At 53.7% G+C, this 12,310-nt stretch carries 16 protein-coding genes; 9 read left to right on the top strand and 7 right to left on the bottom strand.

The window, feature by feature from the left end; genetic code table 11:
* Genes oppC through D5066_RS09705 form a run of 4 tightly spaced genes read left to right on the top strand, consistent with a single transcriptional unit; the run spans position 1 to position 3,819 of the window.
* Positions 1-909, top strand: coding sequence for an oligopeptide ABC transporter permease OppC (oppC, locus tag D5066_RS09720; protein WP_080329346.1), 909 nt, complete (start codon positions 1-3; stop codon positions 907-909).
* A gap of 11 nt (positions 910-920) precedes the next feature.
* On the top strand, positions 921-1,934 hold the full coding sequence (locus tag D5066_RS09715; protein WP_080329345.1) for an ABC transporter ATP-binding protein: 1,014 nt from the start codon (positions 921-923) through the stop codon (positions 1,932-1,934).
* Entirely contained in the window at positions 1,931-2,935 is a 1,005-nt protein-coding gene (gene oppF / locus D5066_RS09710) for a murein tripeptide/oligopeptide ABC transporter ATP-binding protein OppF (RefSeq protein ID WP_041909608.1), read from the top strand. Before D5066_RS09715 ends, oppF begins: the two co-directional genes overlap by 4 nt.
* A 14-nt stretch (positions 2,936-2,949) precedes the next feature.
* The gene (locus D5066_RS09705; protein WP_208861680.1) at positions 2,950-3,819 is read left to right on the top strand and encodes an ion transporter; all 870 of its coding nucleotides are present in this window, start codon (positions 2,950-2,952) and stop codon (positions 3,817-3,819) included.
* A 31-nt stretch (positions 3,820-3,850) separates the two neighbouring features.
* On the opposite strand, the gene D5066_RS09700 is transcribed toward D5066_RS09705, so the two are convergent.
* Entirely contained in the window at positions 3,851-4,180 is a 330-nt protein-coding gene (locus tag D5066_RS09700) for an HI1450 family dsDNA-mimic protein (RefSeq protein WP_006810881.1), read from the bottom strand.
* Between the two features lie 33 nt (positions 4,181-4,213).
* Complete coding sequence (gene cls / locus D5066_RS09695; protein ID WP_119915819.1) at positions 4,214-5,674, bottom strand: cardiolipin synthase; 1,461 nt, start codon at positions 5,672-5,674, stop codon at positions 4,214-4,216.
* Positions 5,675-5,817: 143 nt separating this feature from the next.
* Between cls and D5066_RS22825 the strand changes: the two genes are divergently transcribed.
* The 3 genes from D5066_RS22825 to D5066_RS09685 all read left to right on the top strand — a co-directional run bounded on the left by D5066_RS22825 (position 5,818) and on the right by D5066_RS09685 (position 7,780).
* A complete protein-coding gene (locus D5066_RS22825; RefSeq protein ID WP_086379783.1) occupies positions 5,818-5,991 on the top strand; it encodes a YciY family protein in 174 nt (57 codons plus the stop codon).
* 107 nt (positions 5,992-6,098) lie between these two features.
* Complete coding sequence (leuE, locus tag D5066_RS09690) at positions 6,099-6,734, top strand: leucine efflux protein LeuE (protein WP_119915818.1); 636 nt, start codon at positions 6,099-6,101, stop codon at positions 6,732-6,734.
* 92 nt (positions 6,735-6,826) lie between these two features.
* Positions 6,827-7,780 carry a bifunctional helix-turn-helix transcriptional regulator/GNAT family N-acetyltransferase gene (locus D5066_RS09685; protein ID WP_119915817.1) on the top strand — a complete coding sequence of 318 codons (954 nt, stop codon included), beginning with the start codon at positions 6,827-6,829 and terminating at the stop codon, positions 7,778-7,780.
* A gap of 45 nt (positions 7,781-7,825) precedes the next feature.
* Here D5066_RS09685 and D5066_RS09680 read toward each other — a convergent pair whose 3' ends face one another.
* The gene (locus tag D5066_RS09680; protein WP_080329329.1) at positions 7,826-8,122 is read right to left on the bottom strand and encodes a YciI family protein; all 297 of its coding nucleotides are present in this window, start codon (positions 8,120-8,122) and stop codon (positions 7,826-7,828) included.
* 221 nt (positions 8,123-8,343) lie between these two features.
* Between D5066_RS09680 and tonB the strand changes: the two genes are divergently transcribed.
* Entirely contained in the window at positions 8,344-9,066 is a 723-nt protein-coding gene (tonB, locus tag D5066_RS09675) for a TonB system transport protein TonB (protein WP_080329328.1), read from the top strand.
* A 37-nt stretch (positions 9,067-9,103) separates the two neighbouring features.
* Here tonB and yciA read toward each other — a convergent pair whose 3' ends face one another.
* The 4 genes from yciA to D5066_RS09655 all read right to left on the bottom strand — a co-directional run bounded on the left by yciA (position 9,104) and on the right by D5066_RS09655 (position 11,373).
* On the bottom strand, positions 9,104-9,499 hold the full coding sequence (gene yciA, locus D5066_RS09670; RefSeq protein WP_080329327.1) for an acyl-CoA thioester hydrolase YciA: 396 nt from the start codon (positions 9,497-9,499) through the stop codon (positions 9,104-9,106).
* Positions 9,500-9,603: 104 nt separating this feature from the next.
* Positions 9,604-10,143 carry a septation protein A gene (locus D5066_RS09665; RefSeq protein WP_061097985.1) on the bottom strand — a complete coding sequence of 180 codons (540 nt, stop codon included), beginning with the start codon at positions 10,141-10,143 and terminating at the stop codon, positions 9,604-9,606.
* A 56-nt stretch (positions 10,144-10,199) separates the two neighbouring features.
* Positions 10,200-10,943 carry a YciC family protein gene (locus tag D5066_RS09660; RefSeq protein ID WP_023292236.1) on the bottom strand — a complete coding sequence of 248 codons (744 nt, stop codon included), beginning with the start codon at positions 10,941-10,943 and terminating at the stop codon, positions 10,200-10,202.
* Positions 10,944-10,968: 25 nt separating this feature from the next.
* A complete protein-coding gene (locus D5066_RS09655) occupies positions 10,969-11,373 on the bottom strand; it encodes a YkgJ family cysteine cluster protein (protein WP_080329326.1) in 405 nt (134 codons plus the stop codon).
* 283 nt (positions 11,374-11,656) lie between these two features.
* Between D5066_RS09655 and ompW the strand changes: the two genes are divergently transcribed.
* Positions 11,657-12,289, top strand: a complete 633-nt coding sequence (gene ompW / locus D5066_RS09650; protein ID WP_080329325.1) for an outer membrane protein OmpW — start codon at positions 11,657-11,659, stop codon at positions 12,287-12,289.
* Positions 12,290-12,310 lie beyond the last annotated feature (21 nt).

The raw sequence follows: 12,310 nt of genomic DNA, 5'->3' as shown, positions 1-12,310 counted from the left end.
ATGATGTTGAGTAAGAAAAACAGCGAGGCGCTGGAAAACTTCAGTGAAAAACTGGAAGTAGAAGGTCGTAGCCTCTGGCAGGACGCGCGCCGCCGCTTTATGCACAACCGAGCGGCGGTCGCCAGCCTGGTTGTACTGGTGATCATCGCGCTGTTTGTTACCCTGGCGCCGATGCTGTCGCAATTTACCTATTTCGATACGGACTGGGGCATGATGTCCAGCGCGCCTGATGTGGAGTCCGGCCACTATTTCGGTACCGATTCATCCGGCCGTGATTTGCTGGTGCGCGTGGCGATCGGCGGTCGTATCTCGCTGATGGTCGGCATTGCAGCTGCGCTGGTGGCGGTGATCGTGGGGACGCTCTACGGTGCGCTCTCAGGCTACCTTGGCGGTAAAGTTGACTCGGTGATGATGCGTCTGCTGGAAATCCTGAACTCCTTCCCGTTTATGTTCTTCGTCATCCTGCTGGTGACCTTCTTCGGACAGAACATCCTGTTGATCTTCGTGGCCATCGGGATGGTGTCGTGGCTGGATATGGCCCGTATCGTGCGCGGCCAGACCCTGAGCCTCAAGCGTAAAGAGTTTATCGAAGCGGCACAGGTAGGGGGCGTATCAACCAGTAATATCGTGGTTCGCCATATCGTTCCTAACGTGCTGGGCGTGGTGGTGGTTTATGCCTCACTGCTGGTGCCAAGCATGATCCTGTTTGAATCCTTCCTGAGCTTCCTGGGGCTCGGCACGCAGGAGCCACTCAGCAGTTGGGGCGCGCTGCTGAGCGATGGGGCAAACTCAATGGAAGTATCACCCTGGTTACTGCTCTATCCGGCAGGTTTCCTGGTCGTCACCCTGTTTTGTTTTAACTTTATCGGCGATGGCCTGCGTGATGCCCTCGACCCGAAAGATCGTTAAGGAGCGCCGTCATGACAATTATTGAAACGGCCACCGCGCCACAGGCGCAGCAGCAGAGCAATCTTCTGCTGGATGTGAAAGACCTCCGCGTGACCTTTAAAACCCCGGATGGCGATGTTACTGCGGTCAACGATCTCAACTTTAACCTGCGCGCGGGCGAAACGCTCGGCATCGTGGGTGAATCCGGATCCGGGAAATCCCAGACCGCCTTTGCGCTAATGGGCTTGTTGGCCGCTAACGGTGTGATTGGCGGTTCCGCGAAATTCAATGGTCGTGAAATCCTCAACCTGCCGGAGCACGAGCTGAACAAGCTGCGCGCCGAGCAGATCTCGATGATTTTCCAGGATCCGATGACCTCGCTGAACCCGTACATGCGCGTCGGTGAGCAGCTGATGGAAGTCCTGATGCTGCACAAAGGTCTGGGCAAAGCCGAAGCCTTTGAAGAGTCGGTCAAAATGCTCGATGCGGTTAAAATGCCGGAAGCGCGCAAGCGCATGCGAATGTTCCCGCACGAGTTCTCTGGCGGAATGCGTCAGCGCGTGATGATTGCGATGGCGCTGCTGTGTCGGCCAAAGCTGCTGATTGCCGATGAACCGACCACCGCACTGGACGTCACCGTGCAGGCGCAAATCATGACCCTGCTGAACGAGCTTAAGCGCGAATTCAACACGGCGATTATTATGATCACCCACGATCTGGGCGTCGTCGCCGGTATCTGTGACAAAGTGCTGGTGATGTATGCCGGTCGTACCATGGAATACGGCAAAGCGCGCGACGTGTTCTATCAGCCTGCCCACCCGTACTCGATTGGTCTGCTGAACGCCGTACCGCGTCTTGATGCGGAAGGGGAATCCCTGCTCACCATTCCGGGCAACCCGCCAAACCTGCTGCGTCTGCCGAAAGGCTGTCCGTTCCAGCCGCGCTGCCCGCACGCGATGGAAATCTGTAACAGCGCGCCGCCGCTGGAAGAATTTGCCCCGGGCCGTCTGCGCGCCTGCTTTAAGCCGCAGGAGGAGCTGGTATGAACGCTGTAGATGAAAAACGCAACGTACTGCTCGAAATCGCTGACCTTAAGGTGCATTTCGACATCAAAGACGGCAAACAGTGGTTCTGGCAGCCGCCAAAGACCCTGAAAGCGGTAGATGGCGTCACCCTGCGTCTGTATGAGGGGGAAACCCTGGGCGTGGTGGGCGAATCCGGCTGCGGTAAATCCACCTTTGCGCGTGCGATTATCGGTCTGGTGAAAGCCACCGGCGGCAAAGTGGCCTGGCTGGGTAAAGATCTGCTGGGCATGAAACCCGACGAGTGGCGCGACGTGCGCAGCGATATCCAGATGATTTTCCAGGATCCGCTGGCATCATTAAACCCGCGTATGACCATCGGTGAGATTATCGCCGAGCCGCTGCGCACCTATCATCCTAAGATGCCGCGTCAGGAAGTGCGCGACCGCGTGAAGGCGATGATGCTGAAAGTCGGGCTGCTGCCTAACCTTATTAACCGTTACCCGCATGAATTTTCAGGCGGCCAGTGTCAGCGTATTGGCATCGCGCGTGCGCTTATTCTTGAGCCGAAACTGATTATCTGTGATGAACCGGTTTCCGCGCTGGACGTGTCGATTCAGGCGCAGGTGGTTAACCTGCTGCAGAAACTGCAGCGCGAAATGGGACTGTCGCTGATCTTCATCGCGCACGACCTGGCGGTGGTAAAACACATCTCAGACCGCGTGCTTGTGATGTATCTGGGCCATGCTGTGGAACTGGGAACCTATGACGAGGTGTACCACAACCCGCTGCACCCCTATACCAAAGCGCTGATGTCGGCGGTGCCGATCCCCGATCCGGACCTGGAGAAGAATAAAACGATTCAGCTTCTGGAAGGGGAATTGCCGTCGCCGATCAATCCGCCGTCAGGCTGCGTTTTCCGTACGCGATGCCCGATGGCCGGGCCGGAATGCGCGAAAACGCGACCGGTGCTGGAGGGCAGTTTCCGACATGCGGTTTCCTGCCTGAAAGTAGACCCGCTATAATCGCAAGGGCTGACATGATGTCAGCCCTTATTTTTTGCGAGGTTACCGTGTCGCGTTTATTTACCTCAGCCCGTCGGCGGCTCTATCATCTTTTATTTGATCCTGAAACGGCATCGGGACGCCGTTTTGAAGGTCTCTGCGCGCTGTTCGCGCTACTCAGCGTAGTGGTCATCTTTATTGAGTCGGGGGTTGGTACGCAGTATCACCTGACATTTGAGGAATGGCATGCGTTTGTTTGGCTGGAGCTGATCATCACTCTGGTCTTTACCGCTGAGTATATTCTGCGGGTGATCTGCTGGCCTAATCCGGCGAAATATGTATTCAGCTTTTGGGGTTTTATTGATTTAGCGACGATCCTGCCACTCTATGTGATGTGGCTGTGGCCGGAAATAAGCCTTAACTATGTTTTCGCCTGGCGAGCGATGCGCGTTATTCGGGTATTACGTATCCTGAAATTACTGCGCTTTATGCCGTCGCTGTGCGTATTCTGGAGCGCGATCGTCAGCGCACGCCACCAGCTTATTCTCTTCTATTCGTTTATTGCCATTGTCATGATTGTTTTCGGCGCGCTGATGTATTTGATAGAAGGGCCGAAATATGGTTTCACGACGCTCAACGCGTCCGTCTACTGGGCGATAGTGACCGTGACGACCGTGGGGTATGGCGATATTACGCCCCATACGCCGCTGGGGCGGATAGTGGCATCCGTGCTGATTCTGATTGGGTATTCGGTTATTGCCATCCCGACGGGGCTGATTACCACGCACATGAGTAGCGCGTTTCAGAGCCGGAAGCTGCAGCGCAAATGTCCGAACTGCCATCAGGGCGAGCATGAACACAGCGCACGGTTTTGCAACCGCTGCGGAAGCGCGTTACCGGATTAAATAAAAAAGGCTGCCATCGCAGCCTTTTTTATTATTCGCGCCAGAGAATATGGCACAGCTTGTGGTCTTTCTCGCGACAGAGCAGAACGCGCGCGAAAATATCGTTAATTTCGCCGCCATCTTCATCAGCCAGGCCAATCACCACTTCGGCGAAGAAGTCCGGATTAAGGTCGAAGTCCACATGCTCAGCCCAGTCTTCTGACGGGTCGAACAATTCGGCGCCGCCACGCTCTTCGAACTGCAGATTAAAGAGGATTACGTCTGCGGGATCGAGGTTATCAACCGCCAGTTCGAGAAAAATGTCGTAGGCCTGCTCGAGTGTTTCGTCTTCGGTCAGGCGATTGTTCAGATCCATTTCCATGATGACTACCTGTTAAACATCGTTGGGCACGTTTTACAGCAACGGACTAAAGAAGTAAAACAGTCGTTCAGCTATTCGCTGCCATAACGGACGTTTTACCCACAGCCTGGTATCCAGCAGGCGCGAGCGGGAGATATAGTCATCCTGAACCGCCGCCAGGTCGCCGCCAAAGCCGGCGTCGTCAATCACCAGGGTGATTTCAAAGTTGAGCCATAGGCTGCGCATGTCAAGGTTAACCGTGCCCACCAGGCTCAACTCACCGTCGACAAGGACGCTCTTGGTGTGCAGCAGCCCGCCTTCAAACTGGTAAATTTTCACCCCGGCGGCCAGTAGTTCGCTAAAGAAGGCGCGGCTGGCCCAGCCCACCAGAAGTGAGTCGTTTTTGCGTGGCAGGATGATACTGACATCGACGCCGCGCTGCGCTGCGGTACAAATAGCGTGCAGCAGGTCATCGCTGGGGACAAAGTAGGGCGTCGTCATGATCAGGTATTCACGCGCGGAGTAGGTTGCGGTGAGCAGCGCCTGATGGATCAAGTCCTCCGGGAAGCCTGGTCCGGACGCAATGGTGTGGATCGTATGACCGCTGGCCTCTTCAAACGGCATGATATTGCCGTCCGGCGGTGGCGGAAGAATACGTTTGCCGGTCTCTATTTCCCAGTCGCAGGAGTAGACAATCCCCATCGAGGTGGCAATCGGCCCCTCCATGCGTGCCATCAGATCAACCCATTGTCCAACGCCGGAGTCCTGTTTAAAGAAGCGCGGGTCAACCATGTTCATACTGCCAGTGTAGGCAATATAGTTATCGATCATGACCATTTTGCGGTGCTGGCGAAGGTCCATCCGGCGCAGAAACACGCGCAGAAGATTAACTTTCAGCGCCTCAACCACCTCAATACCAGCATTGCGCATCATGCCCGCCCAGGGGCTACGGAAAAATGCCACGCTGCCCGCAGAGTCAAGCATCAGGCGACAGTGAATGCCCCGGCGCGCGGCCGCCATCAGAGATTCAGCGACCTGGTCTGCCATGCCGCCAGGCTGCCAGATATAAAACACCATCTCTATATTATGACGGGCCAGCTGAATATCGCGGATTAACGCCTGCATGACATCATCGGATGATGTCATTAGCTGGAGCTGATTGCCCTTAACACCGCCAATCCCCTGACGGCGCTCGCAGAGTTTGAACAGCGAGGAGGCGACGCTGCTGTTCTCCTCGGCAAAGATGTGCTTGCAGGCTTTGAGATCGTTAAGCCACTTCGCGGTGGAAGGCCACATGGCGCGCGCTCGTTCGGCGCGTCGTTTACCCAGATGAAGTTCACCGAAAGAGAGATAGGCAATAATTCCCACCAGTGGGAGGATGTAAATGATCAGAAGCCAGGCCATGGCAGAGGGTACGGCTCTGCGCTTCATCAGGATGCGTAACGTCACACCCGCGATTAACAGCCAGTATCCCAGAATGACCAGCCAACTCACCACGGTGTAGAAGGTTGTCATAGGTAAAAAATCCTTTTGAAAGCGTATTGTTATGAGTGTACGCATCAGGATTCATCTGGCAAATAAAAACGCCAGGTAAAAGCGCTGGTTTGCTGTCGGGTTGGGTTTATAATGGCGCCTCTGTAACAGAAAGAGTTGTAGACATGAAGCGCAGTAGAACAGAAGTAGGGCGCTGGCGCATGTTGCGACAGGTGAGTCGTCGCAAGGCTCGTTGGCTGGAAGCACAATCCCGCCGCAATATGCGTATACACGCCATCAGAAAATGTGGACTGACCCGGCACCGCAACGCGCTGCTGTTTGCCGTCCAGGATATCTGAAGCCATGAGGGCACCGTAATGGTGCCCGCTGATTTTTTAGTGTCTGATTTTTAGGAATAGCGTATTTGCAGCGTTGTTCCTGTTGTGTTTAGCAAAAGGAGGGAGAAGTGTTTGCGGAGTTTGGCGTACTGAATTTCTGGACGTATGTTGTTGGTGCATTTTTTATCGTGCTGGTGCCAGGACCAAATACCCTGTTTGTGCTGAAAACCGGGATCGGTCACGGCGTTAAAAAAGGTTATCTTGCCGCGACCGGTGTGTTTATCGGTGATGCAGTACTGATGTTTCTGGCCTGGGCGGGCGTCGCGGCATTAATCCAGACCACGCCGGTACTGTTTAATATCGTGCGTTATCTGGGGGCTTTCTATCTGCTGTGGCTGGGCGGAAAAATGCTCTGGTCAGTGGTAAACCGTCAAAAAAATGCCCAGGAGAGCGGTCCTGAACCTGCCAGCACCATCATGAAGCGCTCGCTGGTGTTAAGCCTGACGAATCCCAAAGCGATCCTGTTCTACGTATCGTTCTTCGTGCAGTTTATTGACGTGAATGCGAAGAGCACCGGCACTTCTTTCCTGATCCTCGCAACCACGCTTGAGCTGATTAGCTTTATGTATATGAGCTTCCTGATCTTCTCAGGCGCGTTTGTCACGCGTTATCTGAAAACCAAAAAGAAACTGGCAAAGCTGGGAAACGGGCTAATAGGGCTGCTGTTTGTCGGATTTGCTGCGAGGTTGGCGTCGCTGCACTGATGTGATAAAAGGCTCCTGAGGGAGCCTTTTTAATGTTTGACAACTCTCCGCCATTTAGTTGTATAGTACAACAAAATAGCGGAGATAATAACATGCCCATCGAAACCCCTCTTGTCAGCGATATCCGTAGCGCCTCACGTTTGATGGTGCGCGAATTAGGCTTTATGGCCTCGACGCTGGCCTCAACGAATTATTCCCCCTCGGCTGTTCATACCCTTGTCGAACTTGATTTGCAGAAAGAAATGACCGCTGGCCAACTGGTGCACTTGTTAGGTCTGGAAAAATCCAGCGTCAGCCGGATGCTGGCGCGCCTGATTGCAGCAGGTGAACTTGAAGAAGTCATTTCCAGTGAAGATGCCAGAACGAAGCGTCTGCGACTGACGGCAAAAGGTCAGGAAACTGTCAGACAAATTAATACCTACAGCAGCGATCGCGTGCTGAATGCCATAAAGACACTGGATCCGTTGCAACAGAAAACGATCTCTCAGGGCCTTTCACTGTATGCCAGAGCGCTGCTTGCTGGCCGTGAAACGCCAGTTAATGTTCAACCCGACGCGTTGAAAATTGTGTCGGGCTATCTGCCTGGAATGATTGGTCGAATCGTGGAGATGCATGGCAGTTATTATTCCCGGGAGCATAATTTCGGTCGCTTCTTCGAAGCGAAAGTGGCCTCAGGGCTGGCCGAGTTTAGTGAGCGACTGGAGAAGCCCTGTAACCAGATCTGGCTGGCAATACTGAACGACAAAATTGTCGGCTCGGTGGCAATTGATGGTGAAGATTTAGAGCCAGGGGAAGCTCACCTTCGCTGGTTTATTCTTGATGACGGCTGTCGTGGATATGGTGTTGGTAAAAAACTTCTGACCGAAGCGATGCGTTTTTGCGATAGCGCAGGCTTTTCTGCCGTACATCTGTGGACATTCAATAAACTGACGGCCGCACGAAGTCTGTATGAATCGCTTGGTTTCAGGTTAGCCAAAGAGTGGGAAGGTGACCAATGGGGAAGCCTTATTACAGAACAGCAATTTACCTGGCGTAAAGATGTCTGACCTGACTGGCGATCAAAAAAAGGCTCCTCCCGGAGCCTTTTCACATCAGAACACTTTCTTATACGGCCGCACCGTCACTTTCGCATACACACCCGCCGCAACGTAAGGGTCAGCGTCAGCCCAGGCCTGCGCCGCTTCAAGAGATTCAAACTCCGCAATAACCGTGGAGCCAGAAAAACCGGCAGCGCCCGGGTCATTGCTGTCGACTGCTGGCATTGGGCCCGCGGTCAGCAATCTTCCTTCATCCTGCAGCAGTTGCAAACGAGCCAGATGGGCAGGGCGAACAGAGAGGCGTTTTTCGAGGGAATCAGCGACATCTTCAGAGTAAATCACGTAAAACACGGTGAAGCTCCTTAACCGTTAAAAGTGTCAGTTACGTTATGTGAAAGGACAATTGACTGCAATGTAAAGATAAAAACAATGTAAATACCCTGATCTAAATGCCCCTTTTTTGACCACCTTGCCGCTTAAATTGCGCCAGAATAAAGTGTCTTATTGAATATGATTGCTATTTGCATTTAAAATCAGGGTTCAATTTTTTAACGTTGATGATTATGACTTCGATGACCCTTGATTTACCTCGCCGCTTTCCCTGGCCGACGCTGCTGTCCGTCGTGATTCACGGTGCCGTCGTGGCGGGTTTGCTCTATACCTCGGTTCATCAGGTTATTGAAATGCCCGCGCCCGCGCAGCCGATTTCGGTGACCATGGTATCGCCCGCGGATCTCGAACCGCCGCAGGTTGCGCCACCACCGCCACAGCCGGTTGCTGAGCCGGAACCGGAACCCGAGCCTGTTCCGGAGCCACCGAAGGAGGCACCGGTGGTGATCCACAAACCTGAGCCGAAGCCGAAACCCAAGCCGAAGCCAAAACCGGTGAAAAAGGTCGAGGAGCGTCCGAAACGTGAAGAACGTCCGGTTGAACCGCGCGCTACCCAGCCGGTCGAGAATGCAGCGCCTTCGCGTCCGGTTATGAACAACAGCGCGCCGGCAGCTAAACCGACGGTTGCCGCACCGGCGGGCCCGCGAGCACTGAGCCGTAACCAGCCACAGTATCCGGCTCGTGCGCAGGCTTTGCGCATTGAAGGGCGTGTACGGGTGAAATTTGACGTAACCGCGGATGGCCGCGTTGATAACGTGGAGATACTGTCTGCACAACCGTCGAACATGTTTGAGCGCGAAGTCAAATCCGCCATGCGCAGATGGCGCTACGAAGCCGGTAAGCCCGGTAGCGGACTGATCGTGAACATTGTTTTCCGCCTGAATGGCGGGGCGCAGATGGAATAAAAAAAGCCTCCGGATGGAGGCTTTTTTTGCCCGTCATTCAGGCTGGCGGAAGCTGACGAGGTTTACCCTCGCTATCTACCGCAACGTAGATAAACAGCGCTTCAGTTGCTTTATAGCGCTGTCCAATGGGTTCAGAAGAGACTTTCTTCACCCAGACTTCAATATTGATAGAGATGGAGGTATTACCGCGCTTTACGCAGCGGGCGTAACAGCAGACCACATCTCCTACCGCAACCGGGCGCAGGAAGGTCATCCCATCCACCCGCACGGTCACCACGCGTCCGTGGGCAATCTCTTTCGCCAGAATTGCGCCGCCCATATCCATTTGCGACATCAGCCAGCCGCCAAAAATATCGCCATTGGCATTGGTGTCAGCGGGCATTGCCAGTGTGCGTAAAACCAGTTCGCCCTGAGGGGCGTTAGTTGTTGTCATTGTTTTAACTCGTAACGGAAGACTTCAGGCGGGATGCTACTATGATTTCACAGCGGAGAGAATAGACCAGAACGTCTGTCGAACACGTTCTGGTCAGTCAGCAATCAGTGCTTGTCGTCCTGCGGCATGTGGCGATAGATATAAACGCCGCTTAGCAGGGTGAAAATCAGCGTCAGGGCCGTCAGGCCGAAGACTTTAAAGTTGACCCAGATATTCTGCGGCAGCCAGAAGGCGATATAGATATTGGCGAGACCGCAAAGAATAAAGAATACCGCCCACGCGATATTCAGGCGCGACCAGACTTCCTGAGGCAGCGTCAGCTCTTTACCGAGCATGCGCTGGATCAGCGGCTTTTTCATCACCCACTGGCTGATGAGCAGCGCACCCGCAAACAGCGCGTAGATCACCGTCACTTTCCACTTAATAAATTCATCATTGTGGAAGAACAGGGTGAGACCGCCGAATACGGCGACCAGCACGAACGTCACCAGCGCCATTTTTTCAACTTTACGGTAGCGCACCCAACTGTAGATCAGCACAACCGCTGTCGCAATAATCAGTGCGGTGGTGGCAGCATAAATGTCATACAGTTTGTAAAACGCGAAAAAGACCACCAGCGGTAAAAAATCAAGAAACTGCTTCATTCTGTGATTCCATCTTCTCTGTTGAGCCGGGCCCGGTCATGCACCCGGCATCAGGGTTACTGACGAATTAACATATACAGGCGGAACAGATAGACCAGCAGCACCGCTGAAATCAGGTTGCTCAGCGTATTCGCGACCACCGCGCCAACGTTTGGGGTTAATACCGCAAAATTCGGAGCAAACAGGAGCAGGAGCGTTTTAGCCAGCAGCCAGCCGATCACCGCAGGAGCCACCAGACGCATATTCGCCCATGCCAGCCTGATACTGCTGCGCATCGCGGTAAAAATGCCCATTTTATCCTGCACGACCATCACGGGGGCAAACGCGAGCACAATCGCCAGTAACACACCCGGCACCACGACCAGCATAATCCCCATCTGCACCAGCATGGTGGTTAAAAAGATCAGGATAAACAGCTTAGGTAAGACCGGCGCGCTGGCACCAATCGCCCGTAAGGCGCTGACCCGGTGGCCCGCCGACACCAGCTGGATCATCAGCAGAACGCCACCCGCCAGAATTGCATTACCAATGAGCCCAGAGAAAGTGGATGCGGCGGAAGCCCGCAGCAGGATCTGTTGCTGTTCCGGCGTCATGTTTTGTACCAGTTCAAACAGACCCACGCTTCCTGCCAGATGGTCACCCTGGCTCAGGCTGGCAATCTGTTCTTCACTCGGTGAGAACGCATGACCCAGCACCACAGTTATAAAGGCGCAAAGCAACGCGATCAGTAAAAAGGTAATGAACTGATTGCGGAAAAAGTTTCCCGTGTCACGGTAGACAGACTTCGCCGTGATAGACATGCACTCTCCTTGAGTATTGCAGGTGTTAATTAGCCGGCAATTGTACACCGGATGCACCTGCAGTGGCAGCATCAAGGCTTGTATGGAAAAGCATATCTTTGTAAAGCGGCGGTAATCCAAAGCGTGCCCTGGCGCGATTACAGGCTTCATTGACCTGCCCATCTTCCCCGGACATGGCAAATTCCCTGCACGGGCTGGGACGATCCTCATAGATGGAACACCGGGTAGAGATGCCGGGCTCACCCTGCAACGCCGCGCAGCGGCTCTGCTTTTGGTTGGTACCGCGCATGCATCGCAGAAAAGGGGTGACAGGCTCAGTGAGATGAACCGGAACGGTACCACCGCCATCGCTGGCTTCGGCCCAGTAGAAAGAGACTCGAAAATACGCACAACAGGCTCCGCACGTCATGCACGGGTTAACTTCACTCATGGCACACCTGCAAAAAGAAGAACGCATCAAATCAACTTGTAAGAGCGATAAATTATCCAGCAGCGTGTGGAAGAGCAAGAGGGGGAAAAGAGAAAATTTTGTCACTGTGAAATGCCAAAAATTGACATGGAAACAACTTATTGCTTTTCGATTCGCCACAAAAAATTAACCCAGATCAATGAATGTTAACTTACTGGTTTTAATGTGATCTGTGGCAGATCACTTATTACTCATTTGTGAGTATATTCTCCTCCGCGATTAAAACCACAACGATGGAGCGGATATGAAAAAATTAGCGGTGGCAGCCCTTGTATTAAGCAGTCTCTCTGGCGGCGCGTACGCGCATGAAGCAGGCGAATTCTTTATTCGTGCCGGTTCGGCAACGGTTCGTCCAACGGAAGGTTCTGATAACGTGCTGGGAATGGGCGGTTTTAACGTCAGCAATAACACCCAGTTAGGCTTAACGTTCACCTGGATGGCGACGGATAACATTGGTGTTGAGCTTCTGGCCGCAACGCCGTTCCGTCATCGCGTTGGCCTCGGGGCAACCGGTGATATCGCCACGGTTCACCATTTACCGCCAACGTTGATGGCGCAATGGTACTTTGGCGATGCCAGCAGCAAGGTGCGTCCGTATATTGGCGCGGGTGTGAACTACACCACCTTCTTTGATGAGAAATTTAACGATACCGGTAAAGAGGCCGGCCTTTCCGACCTCAGCCTGAAAGACTCGTGGGGTATGGCGGGGCAGGTTGGTCTGGATTATCTGATTAACCGTGACTGGCTGATCAACGCCTCAGTCTGGTATATGGACATTGATACTGACGTACGCTTCAAAGCGGGCGGTGAGCAGCAAAGCATCAACACTCGCCTGGATCCGTGGGTGTTCATGTTCTCTGCAGGTTATCGTTTTTAATTCCTGTCGTTCAGTGCGCCC

This window comes from Enterobacter chuandaensis, from assembly GCF_003594915.1.
In the GTDB taxonomy this organism is placed as follows: domain Bacteria; phylum Pseudomonadota; class Gammaproteobacteria; order Enterobacterales; family Enterobacteriaceae; genus Enterobacter; species Enterobacter chuandaensis.
Note: the sequence above shows the minus strand (reverse complement) of the source record. Positions and strands in the feature narration are given on the sequence as shown.